Below are 23,535 nucleotides of genomic sequence, written 5' to 3' on the forward strand. Positions count from 1 at the left end.
GAGCCGTCGCCCTCCGCGGAGGGGAGAGAGGACCATGTCGGCATGAAGCCGCTGCTGCTGATCGACATCGACGGCCCGCTCAATCCGTACGCGGCACTGGCGCGCCGCCCGGTTCCGGACGGCTATGCGCAGCATCTGATGCGGCCGACGGGCTGGGACTACGGGCCTGCGCTGCCCGTCCTGCTCAACCCGCAACACGGCAAGGCGCTGCGCGGCCTGGCCGGGCGCTACGAGCTCGTCTGGGCGACGACCTGGAAGGACGAGGCCAATGAGTGGATCGGGCCGCGTCTCGGACTGCCCCCGCTGCCGTACATCGACTGGCCGTCGATGCACGGCAGCGCCCCGGGCGGCACCTACTGGAAGACGCGGTACGTCGTGGAGTACGCGGCGGGCCGCCCGTTCGCCTGGGTCGACGACGAGATCTCCCAGCCGGACCGGGACTGGGCCGTCGGGCACGGGGCGGCCGAGGCGCTGCTGATGTGGATCGACCCGTGGATCGGGCTGCTGCCGGGCGATTTCGAGACGCTCGAAGCGTGGGCCGACAGCCGCCGGGGCGGCGGCGGGCACTGAGCCGGCCGCACGACCGCCCGCCCCGGCCGCTGCCGTCCCCCCGGGCCCGCCGCCCCCGGTCAGTCGTTGAGGACGGTCGGGTCCGCCCGTGTCGATGGGCTCCTCGCGGCGGGAACGCCGGGAGCGGAGCATGTCCGGACACACCCGCCCGACGACCGTCCTCGGCCAGCCGCCCAGATGCTCGATCGCCCGGCTGTCCGAACGGCTGAGCCGGATCCAGGCTTCCTGGACCGCGTCCTGCGCCTCGTCCGCCGAGCCGAGCATCCGGTGGGCCACGGCCTTCAGCCGGGGCCGGTTCTCCTCGAAGCGTTCGGCCAGGAACTCATGTCGGTCCACCGTCACATTCCTCCGTGGTGTGCCGTCCGTGCGATGACGAACCGCGGCCCACCGATGTGACAGGGGGATCAGCTCGCCTCACCGGCTCCGAGGGCGCGCGCTCAGCTCCACGGCAGGGCGGCGCGGTGCCGCCAGTACGCCTCCGGCTCCTCCACGAGCGCGTCGAGCGAGGCGCGCCGCGCCTCGTCGAGGCCGACGACGGCCGCGTGCAGGTTTCCGGTGAGCTGGTCGACGGTCGCCGCGCCGGAGAGCACCACTCCGGCCCACGGCTGGTGCAGGACGAGCGCCAGCGCGATCGCGTCGCTGCCCAGGCCGGCCTCTGCGGCGATCTCCCGGACCACGGCGGGGGCATCCGTTCCGGCGAGCCGGCCATTGGCCATGGCTTCCTTGACGATCACGGTGAGCCCGGCGTCGTGGGCCTCGGCGAGCGCGGCTCCGGCCGAGGTCTCCAGGGCGTTGTAGGTGGCCTGGACGGTACGGAAGAGCGGCTCGCCGTCGACGGTGACGGCCAGGGCGGCCCGGATGGCATCGGCCTGGGCGGGCCCGCTGGTGGACAGCCCGACGCTGACCCCTTCCGCGGCGAGTCCGGCGAGCCGCGCGTGCAGCTCCTTGTCGGTGAGGGCCGGGCTGTCGGCGGTGACCGAGTGGATCTGGTAGAGGTCGAGCCGGTCCCCCAGCAGTGCGCGGGTCTCGGCGCGCTGGCGCAGATAGGTGGCCAGGCTGTGGTCCTTGACCTCGTGCGCCTCGGCCTCCACACGCCAGTCGGCGGTGTAGGTGTAGCCCCACTTGCTGCCGACGACGACGTCGTCCGCCTCCGGGTGCGCCGTCAGCCAGTCGGCCAGGAACTCCTCCGAACGGCCGTAGGAGCGGGCCGCGTCGAAGTAGCGGACGCCCTGCGCGTAGGCGGCGTCCAGCAGTTCATGGGTGCGCTCGCGCAGCGCGTCGACGCTGCGGTCGGCAGGCAGATCGCGGTCGCGGTGGAGGTTGATGTAGCCGGGCCTGCCGACCGCCGCCAGGCCGAGCCCGATGTGGGCGGTCGGAGTCGTCGCTGTGGCCAGCCGGGCGAAAGGCATCGTGGGCTCCTCGTCGATGGGGTGCACTCCCCCGTCAACGTAACCCAGCCCGGGGAAACCGGAAGGCGGGGAGCGTACGGCCGCTCCCCGCCCGGGTTCCGTCCTCGCCGCCGTCAGTTCTTCGCGGTCGCCCACGTCTCCTGGACGGCGAGGTCCGCCTTGACCTCGGCGAGCTGGACGGCGACGGCGGACGGGGCCGTGCCGCCGCGGCCGCTGCGGGAGGCGAGGGCGCCGGGCACGTCGAGGACCGTGCGCACCTCGGGGGTGAGGTGCTCGGAGATCTTCGCGAACTGCTCGTCGGTCAGTTCGTCGAGCTCGATGCCCTGCCGCTCGCACTCCTTGACGCACTCGCCCGCGACCTCGTGCGCGACGCGGAACGGCACTCCCTGCTTGACCAGCCACTCGGCGACGTCGGTGGCGAGCGAGAAGCCGGCCGGGGCCAGCTGCTCCATGCGCTCCCGGTTGACGGTGAGCGTCGCCATCATCCCGGTGAAGGCGGGCAGCAGCACTTCGAGCTGGTCGCAGGAGTCGAAGACCGGCTCCTTGTCCTCCTGGAGGTCGCGGTTGTACGCGAGCGGGAGGGCCTTCAGCGTGGCCATCAGGCCCGTCAGATTGCCGATCAGCCGGCCGGACTTGCCGCGGGCCAGCTCGGCGATGTCCGGGTTCTTCTTCTGCGGCATGATCGAGGAGCCGGTGGAGAAGGCGTCGTGCAGGGTGACGAAGGAGAACTCCTTCGTGTTCCAGATGATGACCTCCTCCGCGATCCGGGAGAGATTCACGCCGATCATCGCGGTGATGAACGCGAACTCGGCGACGAAGTCGCGGGAGGCCGTGCCGTCGATGGAGTTGGCGACGGAGCCGCGCTCGAAGCCGAGGTCGGCGGCGACCGCCTCCGGGTCCAGCCCGAGGGAGGAACCGGCCAGCGCGCCGGAGCCGTACGGGGAGACGGCGGTCCGCTCGTCCCACTGGCGCAGCCGCTCGGCGTCCCGGGAGAGGGACTGCACATGGGCCAGGACGTGGTGGGCGAAGAGCACCGGCTGGGCGTGCTGCAGATGCGTACGACCGGGCATCGCGACGTCCGGGTGTGTCTCGGCGAGGCCGACCAGTGCGCTCTGGAGCTCGGCGATCAGACCGCCGATGATCCGGGCGTGATCGCGCAGATACATCCGGAAGAGCGTGGCGATCTGGTCGTTCCGGGACCGGCCGGCCCGCAGCTTGCCGCCGAGGTCCGGGCCGAGCCGCTCCAGCAGGCCGCGCTCCAGCGCCGTGTGCACGTCCTCGTCGGCGACGGTGCCGGTGAACGAGCCGTCGGCGACGTCGGCTTCGAGCTGGTCGAGACCGGCGATCATGCGGTTCAGCTCGTCCCCGGTGAGCAGACCCGCCTTGTTCAGGACTCGCGCGTGGGCGCGGGAGCCGGCGATGTCGTACGGCGCGAGCCGCCAGTCGAAGTGGACGGAGGCGGACAGCTTGGCCAGCGCCTCGGCCGGACCGTCGGCGAAGCGGGCGCCCCAGAGGCGTACGTCGCTGTTGCCGTTGCCGTTGCTCACTGCGTGCTCCTCGGAAGGACAAGGGGGTGGATGTGCGACCGCCTCCCCGCACGGAGGGTCGGGGAGGCGGTGACGTAACTACTGGGGATCAGGCGAGGTCACGCTTGGCGGCGATCTTCGACGAGAGGCCGAAGATCTCGATGAAGCCCTGCGCCTTGGACTGGTCGAACGTGTCGCCCGAGTCGTAGGTGGCGAGGTTGAAGTCGTAGAGCGACTGCCCGGACTTCCGGCCGGTGACGACGGCGCGGCCCGCGTGCATGGTCATCCGGATGTCGCCGGTGACGTGCTGGTTGGCCTCGTTGATGAAGCCGTCCAGGGCGCGCTTGAGCGGCGAGAACCAGAGGCCGTCGTAGACCAGCTCGCCCCAGCGCTGCTCGACCTGCCGCTTGTAGCGGGCCAGCTCGCGCTCGACGGTGACGTTCTCCAGCTCCTGGTGGGCGGTGATCAGCGCGATCGCACCCGGGGCCTCGTACACCTCACGGGACTTGATTCCGACGAGGCGGTCCTCGACCATGTCGATCCGGCCGATGCCCTGGGCACCGGCCCGCTGGTTGAGCTGCTGGATCGCCTGGAGGACGGTGACGGGCTTGCCGTCAATGGCCACGGGCACGCCCTCCTTGAAGGAGATGACGACCTCGTCGGCCTCGCGCGGGGTGGCGGGGTTCTCGGTGTACTCGTAGATGTCCTCGATCGGCGCGTTCCAGATGTCCTCCAGGAAGCCCGTCTCGACGGCGCGCCCGAAGACGTTCTGGTCGATGGAGTACGGGGACTTCTTGGTGGTCGCGATCGGGAGGTTCTTCTCCTCGCAGAAGGCGATCGCCTTGTCCCGGGTCATCGCGTAGTCGCGGACCGGGGCGATGCACTTCAGGTCGGGGCCGAGCGCGGAGATGCCGGCCTCGAAGCGGACCTGGTCGTTGCCCTTGCCGGTGCAGCCGTGGGCGACGATGCCGGCGTTGTGCTTGTTGGCGGCGGCGACGAGGTGCTTGACGATGGTCGGCCGGGACAGGGCGGAGACCAGCGGGTAGCGGTCCATGTAGAGGGCGTTGGCCTTGATCGCCGGGAGGCAGTACTCCTCGGCGAACTCGTCCTTGGCGTCCGCGACCTCCGCCTCGACGGCACCGCAGGCGAGCGCGCGCTTGCGGATGACGTCCAGGTCCTCGCCGCCCTGGCCGACGTCCACGGCAACGGCGATGACCTCGGCGCCCGTCTCCTCGGCGATCCAGCCGATGGCGACGGAGGTGTCCAGGCCGCCCGAGTAGGCGAGTACGACGCGCTCGGTCACGGGTTTCTCCTTACGGTGCAATCACTGATGGGTATAACTATGCAGTCCTCCGTATGCTTTGTCAAAGGTGCAGGTGAGAGTGGTGTGTCGCAGGGCCTGAGCGAGGTGTCGTCGAGCATTGCGGGATCGGCGCCGAGCCCTACGGGGGCATCAGGTGCGCGGCGTCGCCCAGCGGCGTGATGCCGGGGACGTGTCCCCGGCGTGCGGGGCGGGCGGCACGGACACGGGCCGGCCGACGAACCCGCCGCCGTGGTGGCGCAGGAGGTGGAGCAGGCGCTCGTCCCAGCCGTCGGACACTTCAGCAGGTCTGTGCGCACCGCCACCGTGTCGTCGAGTGAAACGACCTGTTCCTCGTCGGAGCCGGCGACGAGAATGGCCGCCATGGGAAAAACGTACGAGCGGATCGACGGACGGATCAGGACCTTCATCGAAGAGCAGCACATCTTCTTCACGGCGACCGCACCCCTGGACGGCGAGGGCACGGTCAACCTCTCCCCCAAGGGCGTCAGCGGCTCGTTCGCCGTCATCGACGAACTCACCGTGGCCTACTTGGACTTCGCGGGCAGCAATGCCGAGACGGTCGCCCATCTCCGCGAGAACGGCCGCATCACGCTGATGTGGTGCGCCTTCCAGGGACCGCCGAACATCGTGCGGGTGCACGGCCGCGGCGAACCGGTCTTCCGCGACGATCCGCGCTTCGGCCCGCTGCTCGGCCACTTCCCCGAGGTGGACCCCGGCCCGCACGGGCTGCGCGCCATCATCGTGGTGAGGGCCGATCTGATCCGGGACACCTGCGGATTCGCCGTGCCCTTCATGTCGTACGACGAGGACCGGCCACTGCACGCCCGGCGCTTCGCCCGCGAGGACGACGCGTCGCTCAGTGCCTACTTCGAGAAGAAGGAGCACGTCGCGACGAGCATCGACGGGCTGCCGGGGCTGCCGCTCCCGCTGCCGGCCATGCCCCGCGCGGAATGAGACGTGGGAGGAGATTGAGCCGTACGGAGCAGATCGGGGGGTGACACCCCGCGGGACGGTCTAGCGTCCGTGGCATGCGCAGACCTCTGGCGATCGGCTCGGTACTGCTCGCGCTGGCGGGCTCGGTCGCGGCCCGGCCCGCCGCGGCGCCGGCCCTGCCGGTACGGCTGGCCGACACCGGCGGCGGCACCCAGTTGATCACGGCCGAGGCCCCGGCCGCGGGGTCCGCCACGGGCACCGTCACCTGGTGGAATCTGCGCCGGGGCACCTGGGTGAAGGGGGGCTCCGCACCGGCCCGGTTCGGCGCGAAGGGCCTGGCCGAGGGGGCGTCTCGCAAGCAGGGCACCAACACCACGCCCACCGGCCTGTACGACCTGCCGTACGCCTTCGGGATCAAGGCGGCACCGGCCGGCACCGCCCATCCGTACCGCCGGGTCAACAGCCGGTCGTGGTGGTGCGAGGACACCGGGGCGCGGGCCTACAACCGCTGGGTGGAGCCCCGGCCCGCGGACTGCCGGGCGGGCGAGGCGGAGCACCTGATCGCATATCCGACGCAGTACGCCCGCGCACTCGTCATCGGATTCAACTACGAGCGCCCGGTGCGAGGTCGTGGCGCCGGGATCTTCCTCCACGTCAACGGCCGCGGCGCGACCGCCGGTTGTGTGTCCGTACCGGCGGCCGCGATGGACCGGATTCTCGACTGGGCGGATCCGGCCCGCCGTCCGCACATCGCGATCGGGACCCGTTCGGGCCCGACCGCGATCACCCGTTACTGACGGCCCCGGGACAACTCCGGCCCGCTCAGCGCTCGTTCTGGGCCAGTCGCAGCAGATGGTCGGCGAGTGCCTGGCCGCCCGCCGGGTCACGGCTGATCAGCATGAGGGTGTCGTCGCCCGCGATGGTGCCGAGGATGTCGTGCAGTTCGGCCTGGTCGATGGCCGAGGCAAGGAACTGGGCCGCGCCCGGCGGGGTGCGCAGCACCACGAGGTTGGCCGAGGCCTCCGCCGAGATGAGCAGTTCGGCGGAGAGGCGCCGCATCCGCTCCTCCTTCGCGGACCCGCCCAGCGGTGCCTGCGGGGTGCGGAATCCGCCCTCGCTCGGCACCGCGTAGATCAGCTCGCCGCCGGTGTTGCGGATCTTCACCGCGCCCAGCTCGTCCAGATCTCGGGAGAGCGTCGCCTGGGTGACGCTCAGCCCGTCGTCGGCGAGGAGCTTGGCCAGCTGGCTCTGCGAGCGCACCGGCTGCCGGTTCAGGATGTCCACGATCCGGCGGTGGCGTGCGGTGCGGGTCTGCGGCACGGACGGCCCGCCGTGCTCGGTCTCCTGCGCCTCGGTCATCGTCGTCGCCTCATTCTCCGGATCGTCCGTCCCCTTTTGCCGCGTCGAGAGCGCCGGGCAGCGCCCGGAGGAACGCGTCCACCTCCGTGTCACCGATGATCAGCGGCGGCATCAGCCGCAGGACATCGGGGGCGGGTGCGTTCACCAGGATTCCGGCACTCTGAGCCGCCTGTTGCGCCTGGGGCGCGAGGGGCTCGGTGAGCACGATACCCAGCAGCAGTCCGGAGCCGCGGACATGGGAGACCAGAGGGTGCCCCAGGGCCTCCACTCCGTCCCGGATCCTCTCGCCGAGCCGCTTCACCCGGTCCAGGGCGCCGTCGGCCGCCAGGGTGTTCAGGACGGCGAGGCCGGCGGCGCAGGCGATCGGGTTGCCGCCGAACGTCGTGCCGTGCTGGCCCGGCTTCAGCAGCTCGGCCGCCGGGCCGAAGGCGACGGTCGCGCCGAGCGGCAGTCCACCGCCGAGGCCCTTGGCGAGGGTGACGATGTCGGGGTCGACGCCCTGGTGGGCCTGGTGCTCGAACCAGTGGCCGCAGCGGCCGATACCGGTCTGCACCTCGTCGAGGACGAGCAGGGTGCCGGTGGCCCGGGTGATCTCGCGGGCGGCCTCCAGGTAGCCCTTGGGCGGCACGACCACGCCGTTCTCGCCCTGGATGGGCTCGATGATCACCAGCGCGGTGTCGGTGGTCACGGCGGCCCGCAGCGCCTCAGCGTCCCCGTACGGGACATGGGTGACCTCGCCGGGCAGCGGCTCGAACGGCTCGCGCTTCCCGGGCTGGCCGGTGAGCGCGAGTGCGCCCATGGTCCGGCCGTGGAAGCCGCCGTCGGTGGCGACCATGCGGGTCCGTCCGGTCAGCCGGCCGATCTTGAAGGCTGCCTCGTTGGCCTCGCCGCCCGAGTTGGCGAAGTAGACCCGGCCGTCGCGGCCGAAGAGCTGGAGCAGCCGTTCGGCGAGCGCGACGGGCTGCGGCGCGATGAAGAGGTTGGAGACATGGCCGAGGGAGGCGATCTGGGTGGAGACCGCCTCGACGACGGCGGGGTGGGCATGGCCCAGCGCGTTCACCGCGATACCGCCGACGAAGTCGAGGTACTCGGTGCCGTCGGCGTCCCACACATGGGCGCCCTCGCCGCGGACGAGGGAGAGCGGAGGGGTGCCGTAGTTGTCCATCAGGGCGTGCTGCCAGCGCTGTGACAGCTCCTGGTTGCTCATGACTCCCCCTGTGCGTCGGGCACGACCATCGTGCCGATTCCTTCGTCGGTGAAGATCTCCAGCAGGATCGAGTGCTGGACCCGGCCGTCGATGACACGGGCGGTCTCGACGCCGTTGCGTACGGCGTGCAGGCAGCCCTGCATCTTCGGCACCATGCCGCTGGACAGCTCGGGCAGCAGCTTCTCCAGCTCGGTGGCGGTGAGACGGCTGATCACGTCGTCGCTGTTGGGCCAGTCCTCGTAGAGGCCCTCGACATCGGTGAGGACCATCAGCGTCTCGGCGTTCAGCGCGGCGGCGAGTGCGGCGGCCGCGGTGTCGGCGTTGACGTTGTAGACGTGGTCGTCGTCGGCGGAGCGTGCGATGGAGGAGACCACCGGGATCCGGCCGTCGTCCAGCAGCGCCTGGATCGCCCCGGTGTCGATGGCGGTGATCTCGCCGACCCGGCCGATGTCGACGAGTTCGCCGTCGATGGTCGGCCGGTGCTGGGTGGCGGTGATCATGTGGGCGTCCTCGCCGGTCAGGCCGACGGCGAGCGGGCCGTGCTGGTTGAGCAGGCCGACGAGCTCGCGCTGGACCTGTCCGGCCAGCACCATCCGTACGACGTCCATCGCCTCGGGCGTGGTGACGCGCAGACCGGCCTTGAACTCGCTGACCAGGCCCTGCTTGTCGAGCTGGGCACTGATCTGCGGGCCTCCGCCGTGCACGACGACGGGCTTGAGGCCGGCCTGCCGCAGAAAGACGACGTCCTGGGCGAAGGCCGCCTTGAGGTCCTCGTCGACCATGGCGTTGCCGCCGAACTTGACGACGACGGTCTTGCCGTTGTGCCGGGTCAGCCAGGGCAGCGCCTCGATGAGGATCTGCGCCTTCGGAAGTGCGGTGTGCTTCCGCGCCGTGGTCATGAGCTGTACGCGCTGTTCTCGTGGACGTAGTCGGCGGTGAGGTCGTTGGCCCAGATGACGGCCGACTCGGTGCCGGCGGCCAGGTCGGCGGTGATCTTCACTTCCCGGTAGCGCATGTCGACCAGGTCGCGGTCCTCGCCGACGCCGCCGTTCTTGCAGACCCAGACGTCGTTGATGGCGACATTCAGCTGGTCCGGCTCGAAGGCGGCCTTCGTCGTACCGATCGCGGACAGGACGCGGCCCCAGTTGGGGTCCTCGCCGTGGATGGCGCACTTGAGGAGGTTGTTGCGGGCGATGGAGCGGCCCACCTCGACGGCGTCGTCCTCGGTCGCGGCGTTGACGACCTCGATCCGGATGTCCTTGGAGGCACCCTCGGCGTCACCGATGAGCTGCCGGGCGAGGTCGGCGCAGACGGCCCGTACGGCCTCGGCGAACTCGCCCTGTTCCGGGGTGATTCCACTGGCGCCGGAGGCCAGCAGCAGCACGGTGTCGTTGGTCGACATGCAGCCGTCGGAGTCGACCCGGTCGAAGGTGGTGCGGGTGGCGGCGCGCAGCGCGGTGTCCAGCGCCGGGGCGTCCACGTCGGCGTCGGTGGTGAGGACGACCAACATGGTGGCGAGGCCCGGGGCGAGCATGCCCGCGCCCTTGGCCATGCCGCCGACGGTCCATCCCTCGCCGCCCGCGACGGCGGTCTTGTGGACGGTGTCGGTGGTCTTGATCGCGATGGCGGCCTTCTCGCCACCGTGCTCGCTGAGCGCGGCGGCGGCGGTCTCGATGCCGGGCAGCAGCTTGTCCATCGGGAGCAGCGTCCCGATCAGCCCGGTCGAGGCGACCGCGATCTCGCCCGCGCTGTGACCGGTGAGGATCTCGGCGGCCTTCTCGGCGGTGGCGTGGGTGTCCTGGAAGCCCTGCGGCCCCGTACAGGCGTTGGCGCCGCCGGAGTTGAGCACGACGGCGCTGACCTCGCCGCCCTTGAGTACCTGTTCCGACCAGAGGACGGGGGCGGCCTTGACGCGGTTGGAGGTGAAGACGCCCGCGGCGGCGTGACGCGGACCGTTGTTGACCACGAGGGCCAGGTCCGGGTTACCGCTCTCCTTGATTCCCGCGGCGATGCCCGCCGCGGAGAACCCCTGTGCTGCCGTGACACTCACGGTGCGACTCCGATCGTGGAAAGACCCGTGTCCTCGGGAAGTCCGAGGGCGATGTTCATGCTCTGCAGGGCGCCGCCGGCGGTGCCCTTGGCGAGGTTGTCGATGGCGCTGATGACGACGATCCGGCCCGCCGCCTCGTCGTGGGCGACCTGGATCTGCACGGCGTTGGAGCCGTATACGGACGCGGTGGCGGGCCACTGCCCCTCGGGGAGCAGCTCGACGAACGGCTCGTCGGCGAACGCCTTCTCGTACGCGGCCCGGACGGACTCGGCGCTCACGCCCGGCTTCGCCTTCGCGCTGCACGTGGCGAGGATGCCGCGGGGCATCGGCGCCAGGGTCGGCGTGAAGGAGACGGTGACCGGTTCACCGGCCGCCGCGCTGAGGTTCTGGATCATCTCGGGCGTGTGCCGGTGGACCCCGCCGACGCCGTACGGGGACATGTTGCCCATCACCTCGGAGCCGAGCAGATGCGGCTTGGCCGCCTTGCCCGCCCCCGACGTGCCGGACGCGGCGACGATCACGGCCTCGGGCTCGGCCAGCTGGGACGCGTACGCCGGGAAGAGCGCGAGCGAGACGGCGGTCGGGTAGCAGCCGGGCACCGCGATGCGCTTGGTCCCCGCCAGCGCCGAGCGCCCGCCCGGCAGTTCGGGCAGTCCGTAGGGCCAGGTACCGGCGTGCGGCGAACCGTAGAACTTCTCCCAGTCCGCGGCGTCCTTGAGCCGGAAGTCGGCGCCCATGTCCACGACGAGCACCCCGTCGCCGAGCTGCTCGGCGACGGCGGCGGACTGCCCGTGCGGAAGGGCGAGGAAGACGACGTCGTGCCCGGCGAGGACCTCGGCCGTGGTCGGCTGAAGCACCCGGCCGGCAAGCGGCCGCAGATGCGGTTGCAGGGCACCGAGCCTCTGCCCCGCGTTGGAGTTGGCGGTGAGGGCCCCGATCTCGACCTGGGGATGGACCAGCAGGAGACGGAGCAGCTCCCCGCCGGCGTATCCGCTCGCCCCTGCCACCGCTGCACGTACCACCATCGAAATCCTCCTCGTCGATGGCATGACTATACGCAACTCTGCACTTTTATGCAAAGATCCGCGGAGTTGTGTGCGCGCGTCCTTGTGACCGAGACTTTTAGTTGGCACATGGAGAGTGCTAGTTGGCAAATCTTGGCCCCGTAACGCTGTGTTGCGGTCAGTATCGAAGAAGTGTCCGCCGTGCTGGTCGAGTGATGCTGCTCTGGGTGAGTGAGCGAGGCAACGGTTGCGAAGATCCCGTCGGATTCAAGTCATCTAGATCAGCTTGTCCTGGCGTACGACGGGGACGCAGGGCTGCGGGATCGGCTGAGGCTCAGCGATGACTGGGTACGTCGGTGGAGCTCGACATGGCAGGTGGGTGACGGCAAGGTCTGTTGGCCAATCCGGGATATGTCTCACGTACCGCTGCTGTCGTCCCGCCCGCTGCGGGGGTTCACGTGGCGGGCGAAGCAACGGCATCGCCCCGGGCTTGAGGTGATGGCTTCAACAGGCCGACAGCACGGCTTCGAGTCGTTGGAGGAGGTGCGCCTGCTGGTCGCGCTGGACTTCCTGAGGGCATCGGAGGTGCTGTCGCAGCCGTTCCGGCTGGACTTCGAGCATGTGAGCGGTCATGCCTGGCACATCCCGGACTTTCTGGCTGTGATCGGCGGCGGGATGTGGCTCCTGGACGTCCGCCCGATGGAGCTGATCAAGGAAGAGGACGCGCTGAAGTTCGCGGCAGCCAGGGAAGTGGCGGCCGCCTGTGGCTGGCGGTACTCAGTGGTCGCGGGCTGGCGACCACATGTCTGGAGCGTCCTTGATCACCTATCCTCCCGTCGGCGGCCGACAAGGGACCTGCTCGGCATGCGCGAGCAGCTGCTCACCACTATCAGCGGGCAGCAGGGGCGTGCGATGACGTTCTTCGAGCTGGCGGACGCGACCAGCGTGCCTTCTGTTGGCCGGGCGAACATCGTCCGGCTGCTGTGGCAACGCGAGCTCGGCGTTGACCTGGGCAGTCCTTTGCGCGACAGCTCGCTGATCTGGGCGCTGTGATGGCAGCGAGGGGGTTCTTGCAGATCGCGCCGGGAAGGCGGCTCGCGCTCAATGGCGTCGAGTGGACGGTTGAAGACGTTCACGGCCAACTCGGCCGGCTCGTCCTCGTGGATGACGACGGTCGTGCGGAGACTCGCTCGTTCCGCTGGCTCATCAACCATGCTGACCTGCGGCTTCTTCGGACAGTCGAGGCGAGGCGCCCGTCGTCGGCCGCCCGGCAGCCGAGGACACTGGCAGACCTGACCAAGGACCAGTTGGAGCGGGCCCGGCTGCGGGCTGCGCACGTACTGGAAGTTGAAACGGGGTTCCGGGAGGGCCACCCGGCTCGAGCCCTGCCGGGTGAGCCCCGTCCGGCCTACGACCCGGACCGCACGACGCTGACCCAGCGTCGGTACGCGAAGGCTGCGGAGATAGAGGCGATGCCCCGTCTGGAGGCGATCCGGTGCGGTCTGCAGCACCTCAGCTACCGGACGCTGGTACGTCTGTCGGGACTGGCGGGCGACAGTCTCCTGATGGCCTGCGCGGACGGGCGCTGGACACGGCGACGCAGCGGCCACCGGAGTATCACGAAGGAGGTCCGGGAGGCGATTTTCGCTGTCAAGGCCGAATGTGGCGAACGCGCCCGCGTGAGTCTGGCTGCCAGGCACCGGTTGATGCACCAGTACATGAGTGAACGGTTCCCGACGTTTCCCACCGAGAAGATCCCTTCCCGCTGGACGTTCGCGGCCGTCTGGGAGGAGTGGTTCGGGCCTGGCGGGGCCCGGCCGCGCTACGGGCGCACAGCCGAAGCCGCCGCGGAGGCCGGGGTTTCCGGCCGGATGGTGGTCCATCGGCCGGGCCAGGTTCTGGTGCTGGACTCGACCCCGATGCCGGTGAAGCTGCGCGAGACGGTGTTCGGCGATGCGATCACCGCGACACTGACCCTCGCACTCGATCTCTACACGCATGGGCTGCCGGCCTTCCGTCTCACGCTGCAGTCCGACACCTCGGTCGACATCGCGATGCTGCTGCGGGACGTGATGCTGCCGCTGCCGATGCGAGATGGCTGGGGCGAGGACATGGAATGGCCCTACGCCGGAGTCCCGGCCGACGTGATCGCCGAGTTCACCGGGCACAAGGTCGCCGCTCTGCCGTTCTTTGCTCCGGAGACGGTGACCACCGACCACGGCGGCCCCTACAAGAACCACGACCTGGTGGAAGCCGAACGGGAGATCGGCTGCCGGATCTTGCCCGCCCGCGTCCTGCGTCAGACCGACAAGTATGCGGTCGAGCGCCAGTTCCACACCATCCAGACCATGCTCTTCGAGCACCTGCTGGGCTTCACCGGTGGCGACGTCGCGGATCGCGGAGCCGACCCAGAACGGGACGCGAGCCTCACGCTCACACAAGCCGAGCACGTCATCGCAACCTGGATCGTCCAGATCTGGCAGAACAGAAAACTAGGCGAATACGCTCCAAGCTGGGCGCCCGGGGAAGATCACAGCCCCAACACCCTGTTCGTCGCGGCGATGGAACAGGGCGGCTTCGATTTGGACTTTCCCGAGCCGGGCTTCTACTACAAGGTCTTGCGCAAGCACCACGTGAAGATCCATCCGCGACGCGGAGTGAAGATCCTCGGGCTCTGGTATCACCACCCGGCCCTGGACGAGCCGCGCTTCCTGCAGCCCTCCTCCCGAGGCGGCAAACACGCGGGGCAATGGGTGGTTCGTAGTGACCGAAGGGACCGCCGACAGACGTTTTTCCAGGACCCGACCGACCACGAGACCTGGCATATCCTGCGTTGGCGAGGACTGCCGCCCGAAGGCGAGGTCCCCGCCTTCTCGGACAAGACCGCTAACGACCTCCTGTCACACGTGAAGGCGAACCGCATCAGGATCCACTCCGAGAGCGAGCTCTTGGAGCATCTGTTGGAGATCCTCGGCTCGGTCACTCCCGTCGACCAATGGCCCAGCCAGGCCAAGAGGAAGGCCGGGAAGAAGCGGCGCGTCGCCCAGGCCCGTGAGATCACCCGCGCACAGGCTGCGGCGGTCGACCGCGCCCCCGGACCGGCCCCCGCAGAGGAGCCGTCTCCAGCCGAATTGCCTGCAGCGTGGGCTGAGCACGCCCGCACGATAGACCGCGCCGTGGATGCCGATCGCCGCCGACGACGTGAAGAAGCTTTGGCCGACACCAAGCCAGTCGCCCCGGCAACACTGAACGAGGCCCTCAACCGGCGCCCCATGTTCCGACTTCCACCACCTGATGGCTCGGAGGCCGATACGACTGGGCGGGAGGAAGACGCATGACCCGAGCTCCCTCTCGTGACGCTCTACTGGAGGGCCTGCCTTCACGAGCCGGGATCGCCGAGTTGATCCTGAGCAGCCACCCTCCCCGCGACACCTACGTCGGCTGGCAGCACTACCGCGCCCACTGCGGCCTGCTTGTCCCAGCTCCGGCGATCTCGTCGCAACAGTGGTCAAGGATCCCCGCCAGCCGTCAGTACGACTACGACCTCTACCGCGAGCTGACGAACGCGAACCTGCCGCTACAGGTCACTTCCATGCACGACAAGGTCGGCAAGCTGATCCGACGCCGGTTGAGCGGCAACACAAGGAAAAAGGATGACCCAACGCGCGCCGGCGTAATGGTCGGCGGTTGGGGCAACTACGGCAAGACTGCTTCCGTCTGCGCCGCCGGGGCCGTCTTCGAAGACCAGTGGTTGAAACTGCACGGCAGTCTCAACCCCGGGTCCTTGCCAGGCACGCGTGATCTCCACGCGCCGGTCGTGTACGTCTCGACCCCGGTGACAGCGACCCCAAAGAGTCTTTGCGCGTCAATCCTGGGCTTCTTCCGTGCCCCGATCCGCAAGGCGGCCGGACTGCCGGAACTGGTACGACAGGTCGCCGACTCCATCCACGACCATGGCGTCAAAGTGCTGATTTTGGACGACATCAGTCGGCTGCGGATGCACAGAGCCGATGACCAGGACGTACTTGACCTGATCCGGGCGTTCATGAGCCTGGACGTCACCCTGATTCTGATCGGCGTCAACATCTCCGGTATCGGGCTGCTGCGCGAGGCCAAGTGGAACAAGAAGACCCGGCAATGGGAGATGCCGCAGCTGGAATCGACCCGCATCCACGGCCTGGAGATCACTCAAACAGAACACCGCTTCGAGCTCATCGAAATCGACCGTTTCCGCTACACCACACCGAAGCAGATCCAGGCATTCGTCGACCACTTGGCGGGCATCGAGCGGCATCTGCGGCTCTTGAACGCGAAGGAGGGCATGCTCACAGGCGGAGCAATGCCGGAGTACCTGATGCGTCGCACCGGTGGTGTCGTCGGCCTGCTGGGACGCCTGCTGGAGGACGGCGCTTATGAGGCCATGGAGTCCGGGAAAGAACTGATCGACGAAAACCTGCTGGACGAGATCGTGCTCCGTCGGGACGAGCCCGAGCAGCCGCCTGACGAGCCAGTGACCCCGGTCGACCTATCGACCACCAAGAGAAAGAGCCCGCGGGCGAAGCGGTCCCGTAACACCGTTTTCGATGACCCCGGCCCTCAGGCCGAAGCGGCGGGGTGACAGATGAGACGAACCACCGACCCGCTGCCCAGGAGCCTTGAACCACTATCAGGGGAATCCATGGTCAGCTACCTGCTTCGGCTTGGACACCGCCTCAGCCTTCCGCCTCTGGATCTGATCCGTGCGGCGACCTCGGCCGAGCGCGCTCACACGCATCACGTCCCGAGCACCCTGCTGCTGGACCTCCCTAGGCAGCAGGCCGAAGCATTCGCCCACCTGACGCGGCAGACAGTTGAGGAAGTCTCGGCACTGACGCTGGCACAGTGGCGGGACCGGTACCCGCCGATCGCCCGGTCCACGCCCGGCCTGGGACATCAGACGAGGCTCGACGCATGGCTCTTCGTCGGCTCGCCCCGGTTCTGTCCCTCCTGCCTGGCGGGTGACGGCACTCCAGCCCAACAAGTACACGGCGGTCCCTGGCACAAGCTCTGGCACCTACCTGTCGTCTTCACCTGTATCAAGCATCGGACCTACCTGGAAGCCGACTGCCCAAGCTGTGGCCAGCCCCACGACACACCAAGCCATTTGATCCAGCGGGCCAACGATCACACTCTGCATCCAGCGCAATGCCGATGGACTATCGACGCCCAGACACAGAAGAGGAAGTCCCGCGCCTGCGGCGGTCGACTCGACCAGCCGTTTACCCAGCCCGCCACTGCCCAGCCACAACCGTCAGCGGACACTCTCCGCTTCCAGCAGACCCTCCTTGACCGCCTGACCGCGCCGGCTTCGGCAACGGACGCGTCCGAGTACTTCACCGACCTCCGACTTACTGCCGCGTTAATCAGCACCACCTGGCCGCAGGGATGGCACCTCTTCGACACCGACGCCGCTGAGCGGATCGACGTGTACTCCCGGACACTGCATGGTGATACAGGCAAGGGCCAATACCAACGGGTCCGCGACGCGCCACCGCGTGATGCCATTGCCTGCGGAGCTCTCCTGATGGCCGCAGACCGCCTACTTTCGAGAGAAGATCTCCCCGAAATACTCTCTGACTTCGTCATTGCCGCCTTCAAGGACCGTCCGAGCCGCACGCCTTGGGCTCTCGTCTTCGACCGGCACGAGGACGCCTGTTCCGAGCGACTCCGACAGGCCAGCGAGCCCGTCACCCGCTCTTTTCGCCGAGTCAACGGTCCCCAAGGCGTTCGAGCACCGCTGCAAACCGTCTACCGTGCCGAGCACATCCCGGCATTCCTAGAGCCGGACTGGTACCAGCGTCATCTCGCCAGTTGCGCAGGATCCGCGTCCAAGACCGTGCGAAGAACAGCCGCCGTCCGCCTCGTCCAGTGGGCCATGGGCGGCTCCCAGGACGAGGCAGCGTCATTCCTCGGGATCACATCCGCCCAGGCACACTTCGCGGCGCGCGGCGATGCCCGGCGCTGGCTGCGGGCCGGATGCGACCCCGTTGAGTTCGACAAAGCTCTCCGTGCTCTGGCCACAGAACTGCAAACTCCACGTCGACCGCCAACTGACTACCGACACAGGCGAAAAGCACTGAACGATTGGGTTCTCAGCGTAGATGACTGGGATACGCTCATCAGCGATCTCCCTCGGTCCCCCTATTCCACCCATGTCGACTTCGGCGACCGCAAGCGACAAACGGCATCTATCTACGTCTGGACTCTCGTCACACAGGGCGAGCACGTATTCGCTCCACACCCGCTGGAGGCCGCCCAACCTGCCACAGTCCAGCAGCAATGGGCCAAGCGTCGAAATACAACCTGGTTTCAGTTCGCCCGCCCTGATCCGATGCGCCACTACGCTGACCTGCGTCAAAACCTCACCAAGTACGCTGAGCGACTCTCGCGGGACATCGACATGACTGCCAGCGTCACCCGCGGAGCCAAGGCGTGACCCCGCGGGGTCAGCGGGTGTGGCTGTCTGCACCATCTGGCCTGGGAGCTGTGGTGGCTGCTGCCGATGAACTGCGGACCGGCGATACCATCACTCCGCCCGCGTTGGGAACCAGACACTGGAGGGACGGCTGATGGACAGCACTCGCGCGCTCACTCAAGTGAACGTCACTGGCCTGCTCGGCAGGTTCACGCACACGGTCGACTTCCCAGCCACCGACGAGTTCGTAATCGTCCACGGGCCTAATGGTGTGGGCAAGACGATGCTTCTCGACCTCATCAGCGCTATGTCATGGCCGGTAGACTTCACCAAGATCGCGCGCGTTCCGTTCCGGACTTTTCAGATGTCCTTCAGCGATGGTTCGCATCTCGTTGTCGAAAAATCCGGCCTGGAGAACATGAACGAAAGGGGCCAAGTCGCCCCAAGCGCCGAAAGCAGGACCGCTCCAGCATCTCTGTTCTTCCGTATTGAAGGACCCAGCCAAACTCATATCACGTGGTCGCCTAAGCTCCCCGAAGGGCGAGCGGAAGCCCGGCGCGCATTCATGCGTCTTGAATCAAGTCGCGCTGAACTGCTCTCCCGCAACCAAAGGTTGCTACGCAACCAGCTGGTGCATGGTGGCGATGAAGTCGCTGTGCTAGACCTGCTGGCACAGTGGGGAGACGATCTACCTGATGCGCTCAGAGACACGCTGAGCGAGCTCATGCCGACAGAGATGCGTGAGTACCTGACGAGCATCGTGGTTCATTCCATTGACACCCACCGCCTGCTTGGCCTGTCAGCGCCGGAGGACCGGTCTGGGCGGAGGCAGCGGCCCACACTGACGAAAGTCGAGGAGTTCGCTCAGGACCTGGCCCGCAGACTGGCGAAGGAACTGGCGGAGAATTCACGAACTTCGCAGGAGCTGGACCGTACTTATCCGCAACGCCTTCTGGAGAACCCTGCAGTCGACGTGAGCGAGCAGGCGATCCGAGAGCGCTACGACGCTCAGAATGAGCTGCGACGCCAGCTTGGCGACATCTCCCTCGTCGACGATCGTTCTAGCGTAATCGAGATCCCCGAACGCATGGAAGACTGGCAGCGCGCGGTGCTGTGGACCTATCTCCGCGACACTGAAGCAAAACTGGCGACGTTTCAGGACACCCTCGACCGAGTTTCCCGACTGCGTGAAATCCTCAACAGCCGGCTCCTCTTCAAACATCTCGAGATCGACCGCGAACGCGGCTTCCGACTGGTCAGCGACGACGGGCAGGAACTCGAACTAGCTTCTCTTTCTTCAGGAGAGCAGCACGAACTGGTGCTGGTCTACGACCTCCTGTTCAACGTTCCTTTGGGTGCTCTCGTGCTAATCGATGAACCGGAGATCTCCCTTCACGTGTCCTGGCAAAAGGGATTTATCACGGACCTCCGCAAGATCGCGTCTCTGGTGAAATTCCGAACTATCGTCGCCACTCATTCCCCTCAGATCGCTGGAAAGTGGGCGGATCGTATGGTCATGCTTGGCCCGGACGCGGAGTAGCAGACAAGGTGTTCAACGACCTCGATGCAGACGACCTCTACGCTGAACTGATCATGCTCCGCGCCAATGACACACGCGCGTTCATACTCGTCGAAGGCTCCGCAGACTGCGCAGTCTTCGATCGTTTCATAAATGCCGATAATTTCACCACGGTTCCTGCGCTAGGTAAGAAAAGAGCCCAGGGAGCCCTCGCGAGGGTCCACAACAGCGACCAGCTCGCAGCCGTCTACGCCATCCTTGACCGTGACTGGGTAGGGATGTTGGAGAACGGTATGGACCACCACACAGTGATCTACACCGACTTCTACGACTTGGACTCCTGCATCTTCTTCGCCCCGCACGTGTACGAAGCACTCGCGGCCAGCTACTGCACTGACCTGAGCTTTCGGCATGGCGCCGCTGGTTGCACCCAGGAGGACATCAACGCCGCCTGTGTCCACCTGGCGCTTCCAGTTGGGCTCCTGCGCTTCATTTCTCAGCGTGACGGGCTGGCGCTGAATTTGCGGGATTTCCCGTTGATCGAGGTGGCAAGGAACAACGCCGGCAGCGTCGACCTCACCGCATTGATCACACTCGCCTGCAAACGCGCAGGCAAGGAGCCCGAAGACCATCCCGGGCTACTCGCCCTTTTGCAGGCAGAACTCGCACGCGTCACGGAGAGGGAGCAGTACTGCTCTGGCCACGATCTGGCCAAGGCATTCTCACTCGTCGCAAAATGGCGATGGGCAGTCAAAGCAGGACATGACGTCATCGAACGTTCCGCTAGAGCCGCGTTTAGCCGTCACGCGTTCGAGCAGACGAGCATCTACCATGATTGCATGCGCTGGGCTAGCAGTGAAGGGGTAGCCGTCTGGACGGATGCCTTCACCCTCTCCCGAAACTCGCATACCGAATAGCTGAGGGGGCCGGTCAGAATTCCACGCGGGGTCGTTCGCTGATATCCCGGGTGAGTAGGGTTCGAACATCGAGTTCCGGAAGTCCGGAACGATTGATGAAATCAGCGAATGAGACCCCGGTTGTCTCCATGAGTTCTAGTGCGCGTTGCAAGAGAACGGGAACTTCTGGATTCCCAAGAGGGCCTGGCTCGACTTTCCTCCATCCTCGGACAGACAAAGCTTTCCATGCTTGCGCATAGGTGTGTTCGCTCATAACGCCGAGCGTTTTCGCCCTAACCAGGAGAGCTGCTAGCGAAACTTGCCACTTCGCTTTCAAGCGAAGAAGTGCGGGCCAATCGAGATGTTCCGGAAGTTCGGTTTTAATGTCGTTAGCTGGCATGAGGAACGCAGCAGCGAACTCGTGGGCTTGACTCTCGGTGACTTTATCGCCGATTTTCCCGGTGAGGCCGTGCAAGACCAGGTGCCCTAGCTCATGGGCCGCATCGAAGCGGGAGCGGTCACGCAGTCCCTTGTCGGACCCGAGGGCGACAATAGGCCTGTCAGGGAAGTCGACACAGAATGCATCAACTTTTTCAATGCTGACACGGAAGCGAACGACGACAACGCCGTTGATTTCCATCAGGCGCACGACGTCTTGTACGGGGCCGCGCGGGACATTCCAGTGATCACGGATCTGCGCTGCCGCTTGTTCGATGTCGGCGGATTGAAGAGGCTGCTGTTCGTTGATTGGAATGCGCGGCAGATTAAGGTCGGGAAGCGCGACGTATTTTTCGAGCTCAAGCGTGAGTTCTCGTGCGAGGTGAACGTACGCAAGCGCTTGTTGGCGATCTCGGGGGAAGGTCGATCGAAGGCTGCGGAAGAACCCGTTTACCTGACCCTGAGCAGGAGGGCGGGCTGGGGCTGCGAAGAACGATGGCGGCACCCGCAAGGCGACCGCAAGCCGGCGAAGCGTCGATGTGGCGGGCTTGGTATGCCCGTTCTCGAACTGGCTGATCGAGGCTGCGGTGACGGAGCCCACTTCTCTGGCCAGTTGCACCTGGGTGAGCCCCCGCAATTCACGGGCCATTCGCAGCCGGGCGCGATCGAACAGGGCTGCGATGTCGCCGGGGTCCAGTTGTGGGTCGTTCACGTCGCTCGCCTCCCGGCCAGTCAACGTCCGCTGATCAGCAGACGCTTCTTGATCTTGCATGCTCCGCTCGCATCTTAGGCACACCTTGGTTACTGATCGGTCAAATCGCTGAGCTCCAGCCGGACACGTCCGAGGGAAGTGTGTGTCCAGTCACATCGCCGCCTCGACATGTATTCTACCTAGCGCGCGGAAGATGATGTCCAGATCTGAGGTGACCCGCCACTGGTGGGGGGACGGAGCTGAGGTGCTGAAAGTTCAGGAGTGCGTGCTATCGGATGAGGTGATCACCGCCGACTCGGCGGAGGTCGCCTTGTGGGACGCCATCGTGGTGCCGGAGGGGATCAAGGAGCGGTTGCGCAACCAAACCGTGTTGTCGCTGCTTGTGCGGCCTGACCTGCCATTTGCGGTGACGGCGCTGCACGGCCTGTGCACGCTCTACGGTCCTCCTGGTACCGGCAAGACGACCCTGGCGCGGGGTCTGCCGGCGCAGGTCGCCCGCTACGTCGGTGGAGGCGCGGTCCGGCGGATCGAGATCAACCCGCACGGGCTAATGAGCGCCGAGCACGGGCAGTCGCAGCAGCGGGTCAGCGAGCTGCTCGGCGAGTACGTGCCGGGCCTCGCGTCGGATGGCGTGCCGACCGTGGTGATTCTCGACGAGGTCGAGTCGATGGCGGTGGCCCGCTCGGCGGCGTCGCTGGCCGCCAACCCGGCCGACGTCCACCGCGCCACGGACGCGGTGCTCACTGCCTTGGATCTCAACGCCGCCGAGCACCCGCACCTGTTCTTCGTCGCGACCAGCAACTTCACCACCGCTCTGGACGAGGCGTTCCTCTCCCGCTCCGACGCCGCCATCCTCGTCCCGCTTCCCGAGCCGGAGGCGCTGCGGAAGATCCTGGCCTCCACGCTGCTGATGCTGGCCGACAAGTACCCCGCCTTGGGTGAGCTTGCGCGCTCCTCGGGGATAGAGCGCATCGCCGAGGCAGCTCACGGACTGGACGGCCGCCGTACACGCAAGGTGGTCTTCGAAGCCCTGGCTCAGCGACTAGATACGGTGCTGGACCCCGGCAGCCTCACGGAAGGCGACTTGGCCGCCGCGGTGCACAACGCCGTCGCAGAGACGGGCCAGCCGGAGGTGTCCCGTGCGGCGCGCTAGGCAGGTGGCGGCCTCCCCCGTGCGCAGCGCCAGCGGAACCTGGGCGGTGATTTCGGACCTCGTGGCGGACACCGTGGCGCAGTCCTCCGTGCTGTCCCGTGACGAGGCGGTGCAGGCGATGTCGGCCGCCGAGGCAGTCGGGCGGATGCTGATCGCGGCAGGGCACCTGCAGCAGCACCCGATCACCTTGGTGGCCGGCAAGGTGCATTGCGAGATCACGACGGTGTGCGGCACGGCGGCGCTGACGTTGGAGGAGAACCTCAGCCCCGTACCCGGCGCGGCGGGCGCCGACGATTTCACGATCCACCTGCCATCCCCGGCCCCACTTCAGGACCAGGTGAAGGCAGTTGCCGACAGTCACGCCCGGTTGTCCGATTCTGTCCCGCCTGCTTTGGAGGCAAAGGCTGCCGGCTCGGGTCCGCTGATCGACCGTGAAGCTCTGCGCCGGGCGCTGATCCAGCGATGACCTCTACGTACACCTACAGCTACACGCGGACCCACACCGCTACGCACCTGACGGACGTCATCCTCGGCACCATCACCGACATCCTCGCTGATCTGGGGATCAACATGGATCGGTTCCGTAGCGACTGGGTGCAGAACGAGGACGCGATCAAAGCGTGGATCGAAGAGGGCTCCCTCGACACGGTCGTCCTGGAGTGCCACCAGCCCTCGGGCGCCGTGGCACCGGTGATCGAGTTCCCGGTGTCCTACACCACCGCCGGCGACGGCAATGCCGAGTTCACCGCCTCCCGTGCCCGAGCCGCCCGGTTCCGGGCCAAGTTCGACCAAGTGCCCGCAGGAACCACCTACCGGCTGTTCTGCACCTTCAACGGGCCCCGCAGCCCGCAACCAGGGTGGGGCCCCGGCCAGCGGGCAAGCACCGACGGCCTGCGCGGCATCACCTTCGGCACCCTCGGCTCCGCCCCGCACGCCTCGACCGGCATGCGGTACTACCACAGCTGAGATCACGAGCAGGAA

The 23,535-nt window shown here is 67.3% G+C and carries 22 protein-coding genes and 1 pseudogene; 12 read left to right on the forward strand and 11 right to left on the reverse strand.

All coding sequences use genetic code 11. The features are described from left to right. The first annotated feature begins 42 nt into the window (after positions 1–42). Positions 43–570 (forward strand): hypothetical protein, encoded by a 528-nt coding sequence (locus ACIOMQ_RS15425; protein ID WP_362205479.1) that lies wholly within the window; start codon positions 43–45, stop codon positions 568–570. Between the two features lie 171 nt (positions 571–741). Here ACIOMQ_RS15425 and ACIOMQ_RS15430 read toward each other — a convergent pair. The 5 genes and pseudogenes from ACIOMQ_RS15430 to ACIOMQ_RS15450 form a co-directional block, all read right to left on the reverse strand. After that, positions 742–834 (reverse strand): annotated as a pseudogene (locus tag ACIOMQ_RS15430) (RNA polymerase subunit sigma-70); the annotation flags it as partial. Between the two features lie 173 nt (positions 835–1,007). Next, the gene (locus ACIOMQ_RS15435; protein ID WP_362205476.1) at positions 1,008–1,979 is read right to left on the reverse strand and encodes an aldo/keto reductase; all 972 of its coding nucleotides are present in this window, start codon (positions 1,977–1,979) and stop codon (positions 1,008–1,010) included. 113 nt (positions 1,980–2,092) lie between these two features. Then, positions 2,093–3,526: an argininosuccinate lyase gene (argH, locus tag ACIOMQ_RS15440; RefSeq protein ID WP_362205473.1), complete on the reverse strand. Its 1,434-nt coding sequence runs from the start codon at positions 3,524–3,526 to the stop codon at positions 2,093–2,095. 88 nt (positions 3,527–3,614) lie between these two features. Then, complete coding sequence (locus ACIOMQ_RS15445) at positions 3,615–4,808, reverse strand: argininosuccinate synthase (RefSeq protein ID WP_362205470.1); 1,194 nt, start codon at positions 4,806–4,808, stop codon at positions 3,615–3,617. 150 nt (positions 4,809–4,958) lie between these two features. Then, on the reverse strand, positions 4,959–5,105 hold the full coding sequence (locus ACIOMQ_RS15450; protein ID WP_362205467.1) for a hypothetical protein: 147 nt from the start codon (positions 5,103–5,105) through the stop codon (positions 4,959–4,961). A gap of 84 nt (positions 5,106–5,189) precedes the next feature. On the opposite strand from ACIOMQ_RS15450, the gene ACIOMQ_RS15455 reads away from it, so the two are divergent. Together ACIOMQ_RS15455 and ACIOMQ_RS15460 are read left to right on the forward strand one after the other, a co-directional pair. Further along, positions 5,190–5,783 (forward strand): pyridoxamine 5'-phosphate oxidase family protein, encoded by a 594-nt coding sequence (locus ACIOMQ_RS15455; protein WP_362205464.1) that lies wholly within the window; start codon positions 5,190–5,192, stop codon positions 5,781–5,783. A 74-nt stretch (positions 5,784–5,857) separates the two neighbouring features. Then, on the forward strand, positions 5,858–6,559 hold the full coding sequence (locus ACIOMQ_RS15460) for a L,D-transpeptidase (RefSeq protein WP_401938702.1): 702 nt from the start codon (positions 5,858–5,860) through the stop codon (positions 6,557–6,559). A 25-nt stretch (positions 6,560–6,584) separates the two neighbouring features. Here the strand turns inward: ACIOMQ_RS15460 and ACIOMQ_RS15465 are convergent, their stop codons facing one another. Genes ACIOMQ_RS15465 through argC form a run of 5 tightly spaced genes read right to left on the reverse strand, consistent with a single transcriptional unit; the run spans position 6,585 to position 11,403 of the window. Next, entirely contained in the window at positions 6,585–7,121 is a 537-nt protein-coding gene (locus ACIOMQ_RS15465) for an arginine repressor (protein ID WP_093541137.1), read from the reverse strand. Between the two features lie 10 nt (positions 7,122–7,131). Further along, on the reverse strand, positions 7,132–8,328 hold the full coding sequence (locus ACIOMQ_RS15470; protein WP_401938704.1) for an acetylornithine transaminase: 1,197 nt from the start codon (positions 8,326–8,328) through the stop codon (positions 7,132–7,134). Beyond that, positions 8,325–9,227 carry an acetylglutamate kinase gene (argB, locus tag ACIOMQ_RS15475; RefSeq protein WP_362205455.1) on the reverse strand — a complete coding sequence of 301 codons (903 nt, stop codon included), beginning with the start codon at positions 9,225–9,227 and terminating at the stop codon, positions 8,325–8,327. The genes ACIOMQ_RS15470 and argB overlap by 4 nt, the downstream gene beginning before the upstream one ends. Beyond that, positions 9,224–10,378, reverse strand: coding sequence for a bifunctional glutamate N-acetyltransferase/amino-acid acetyltransferase ArgJ (argJ, locus tag ACIOMQ_RS15480; RefSeq protein ID WP_401267325.1), 1,155 nt, complete (start codon positions 10,376–10,378; stop codon positions 9,224–9,226). Before argJ ends, argB begins: the two co-directional genes overlap by 4 nt. Continuing rightward, positions 10,375–11,403, reverse strand: coding sequence for an N-acetyl-gamma-glutamyl-phosphate reductase (argC, locus tag ACIOMQ_RS15485; protein WP_389800466.1), 1,029 nt, complete (start codon positions 11,401–11,403; stop codon positions 10,375–10,377). The genes argJ and argC overlap by 4 nt, the downstream gene beginning before the upstream one ends. 390 nt (positions 11,404–11,793) lie before the next feature. On the opposite strand from argC, the gene ACIOMQ_RS15490 reads away from it, so the two are divergent. The 6 genes from ACIOMQ_RS15490 (at position 11,794) to ACIOMQ_RS15515 (ending at position 20,272) form a co-directional block, all read left to right on the forward strand. Beyond that, complete coding sequence (locus tag ACIOMQ_RS15490; protein ID WP_366108936.1) at positions 11,794–12,435, forward strand: TnsA-like heteromeric transposase endonuclease subunit; 642 nt, start codon at positions 11,794–11,796, stop codon at positions 12,433–12,435. Then, entirely contained in the window at positions 12,435–14,720 is a 2,286-nt protein-coding gene (locus ACIOMQ_RS15495; RefSeq protein ID WP_402189303.1) for a transposase, read from the forward strand. Before ACIOMQ_RS15490 ends, ACIOMQ_RS15495 begins: the two co-directional genes overlap by 1 nt. Further along, positions 14,717–16,000, forward strand: a complete 1,284-nt coding sequence (locus tag ACIOMQ_RS15500) for a TniB family NTP-binding protein (protein WP_402189181.1) — start codon at positions 14,717–14,719, stop codon at positions 15,998–16,000. Before ACIOMQ_RS15495 ends, ACIOMQ_RS15500 begins: the two co-directional genes overlap by 4 nt. Before the next feature lie 3 nt (positions 16,001–16,003). Further along, complete coding sequence (locus tag ACIOMQ_RS15505; protein ID WP_401755430.1) at positions 16,004–17,857, forward strand: TniQ family protein; 1,854 nt, start codon at positions 16,004–16,006, stop codon at positions 17,855–17,857. A 133-nt stretch (positions 17,858–17,990) separates the two neighbouring features. Then, positions 17,991–19,376, forward strand: coding sequence for an AAA family ATPase (locus tag ACIOMQ_RS15510; protein WP_093821347.1), 1,386 nt, complete (start codon positions 17,991–17,993; stop codon positions 19,374–19,376). Between the two features lie 8 nt (positions 19,377–19,384). Beyond that, positions 19,385–20,272 (forward strand): hypothetical protein, encoded by an 888-nt coding sequence (locus tag ACIOMQ_RS15515; RefSeq protein ID WP_366108932.1) that lies wholly within the window; start codon positions 19,385–19,387, stop codon positions 20,270–20,272. 13 nt (positions 20,273–20,285) lie between these two features. Here ACIOMQ_RS15515 and ACIOMQ_RS15520 read toward each other — a convergent pair whose 3' ends face one another. Next, positions 20,286–21,461, reverse strand: coding sequence for an XRE family transcriptional regulator (locus ACIOMQ_RS15520; protein WP_366108931.1), 1,176 nt, complete (start codon positions 21,459–21,461; stop codon positions 20,286–20,288). A gap of 184 nt (positions 21,462–21,645) precedes the next feature. Here ACIOMQ_RS15520 and ACIOMQ_RS15525 point away from each other — a divergent pair, with 184 nt between their 5' ends. From ACIOMQ_RS15525 to ACIOMQ_RS15535, 3 genes are read left to right on the forward strand one after another with little or no spacing between them, the layout of a single operon-like run. Continuing rightward, positions 21,646–22,554 carry an AAA family ATPase gene (locus ACIOMQ_RS15525; RefSeq protein WP_256074579.1) on the forward strand — a complete coding sequence of 303 codons (909 nt, stop codon included), beginning with the start codon at positions 21,646–21,648 and terminating at the stop codon, positions 22,552–22,554. A 19-nt stretch (positions 22,555–22,573) separates the two neighbouring features. Continuing rightward, a complete protein-coding gene (locus tag ACIOMQ_RS15530) occupies positions 22,574–23,020 on the forward strand; it encodes a hypothetical protein (protein WP_366108930.1) in 447 nt (148 codons plus the stop codon). Further along, the gene (locus tag ACIOMQ_RS15535; protein WP_093821339.1) at positions 23,017–23,520 is read left to right on the forward strand and encodes a hypothetical protein; all 504 of its coding nucleotides are present in this window, start codon (positions 23,017–23,019) and stop codon (positions 23,518–23,520) included. The genes ACIOMQ_RS15530 and ACIOMQ_RS15535 overlap by 4 nt, the downstream gene beginning before the upstream one ends. Positions 23,521–23,535 lie beyond the last annotated feature (15 nt).

Source organism: Streptomyces sp. NPDC087845 (genome assembly GCF_044742755.1).
GTDB lineage: Bacteria > Actinomycetota > Actinomycetes > Streptomycetales > Streptomycetaceae > Streptomyces.

What these genes read in the sequence shown, in the direction of transcription:
- ACIOMQ_RS15425 (WP_362205479.1), top strand. Translation starts at nt 43, where the DNA reads ATGAAGCCGCTGCTGCTGATCGACATCGACGGCCCGCTCAATCCGTAC.
- ACIOMQ_RS15435 (WP_362205476.1), bottom strand. Translation starts at nt 1,979, where the DNA reads ATGCCTTTCGCCCGGCTGGCCACAGCGACGACTCCGACCGCCCACATC.
- ACIOMQ_RS15455 (WP_362205464.1), top strand. Translation starts at nt 5,190, where the DNA reads ATGGGAAAAACGTACGAGCGGATCGACGGACGGATCAGGACCTTCATC.
- ACIOMQ_RS15460 (WP_401938702.1), top strand. Translation starts at nt 5,858, where the DNA reads ATGCGCAGACCTCTGGCGATCGGCTCGGTACTGCTCGCGCTGGCGGGC.
- ACIOMQ_RS15465 (WP_093541137.1), bottom strand. Translation starts at nt 7,121, where the DNA reads ATGACCGAGGCGCAGGAGACCGAGCACGGCGGGCCGTCCGTGCCGCAG.
- ACIOMQ_RS15470 (WP_401938704.1), bottom strand. Translation starts at nt 8,328, where the DNA reads ATGAGCAACCAGGAGCTGTCACAGCGCTGGCAGCACGCCCTGATGGAC.
- argB (WP_362205455.1), bottom strand. Translation starts at nt 9,227, where the DNA reads ATGACCACGGCGCGGAAGCACACCGCACTTCCGAAGGCGCAGATCCTC.
- argC (WP_389800466.1), bottom strand. Translation starts at nt 11,403, where the DNA reads ATGGTGGTACGTGCAGCGGTGGCAGGGGCGAGCGGATACGCCGGCGGG.
- ACIOMQ_RS15490 (WP_366108936.1), top strand. Translation starts at nt 11,794, where the DNA reads ATGTCTCACGTACCGCTGCTGTCGTCCCGCCCGCTGCGGGGGTTCACG.
- ACIOMQ_RS15495 (WP_402189303.1), top strand. Translation starts at nt 12,435, where the DNA reads ATGGCAGCGAGGGGGTTCTTGCAGATCGCGCCGGGAAGGCGGCTCGCG.
- ACIOMQ_RS15500 (WP_402189181.1), top strand. Translation starts at nt 14,717, where the DNA reads ATGACCCGAGCTCCCTCTCGTGACGCTCTACTGGAGGGCCTGCCTTCA.
- ACIOMQ_RS15505 (WP_401755430.1), top strand. Translation starts at nt 16,004, where the DNA reads ATGAGACGAACCACCGACCCGCTGCCCAGGAGCCTTGAACCACTATCA.
- ACIOMQ_RS15510 (WP_093821347.1), top strand. Translation starts at nt 17,991, where the DNA reads ATGGACAGCACTCGCGCGCTCACTCAAGTGAACGTCACTGGCCTGCTC.
- ACIOMQ_RS15520 (WP_366108931.1), bottom strand. Translation starts at nt 21,461, where the DNA reads ATGCAAGATCAAGAAGCGTCTGCTGATCAGCGGACGTTGACTGGCCGG.
- ACIOMQ_RS15535 (WP_093821339.1), top strand. Translation starts at nt 23,017, where the DNA reads ATGACCTCTACGTACACCTACAGCTACACGCGGACCCACACCGCTACG.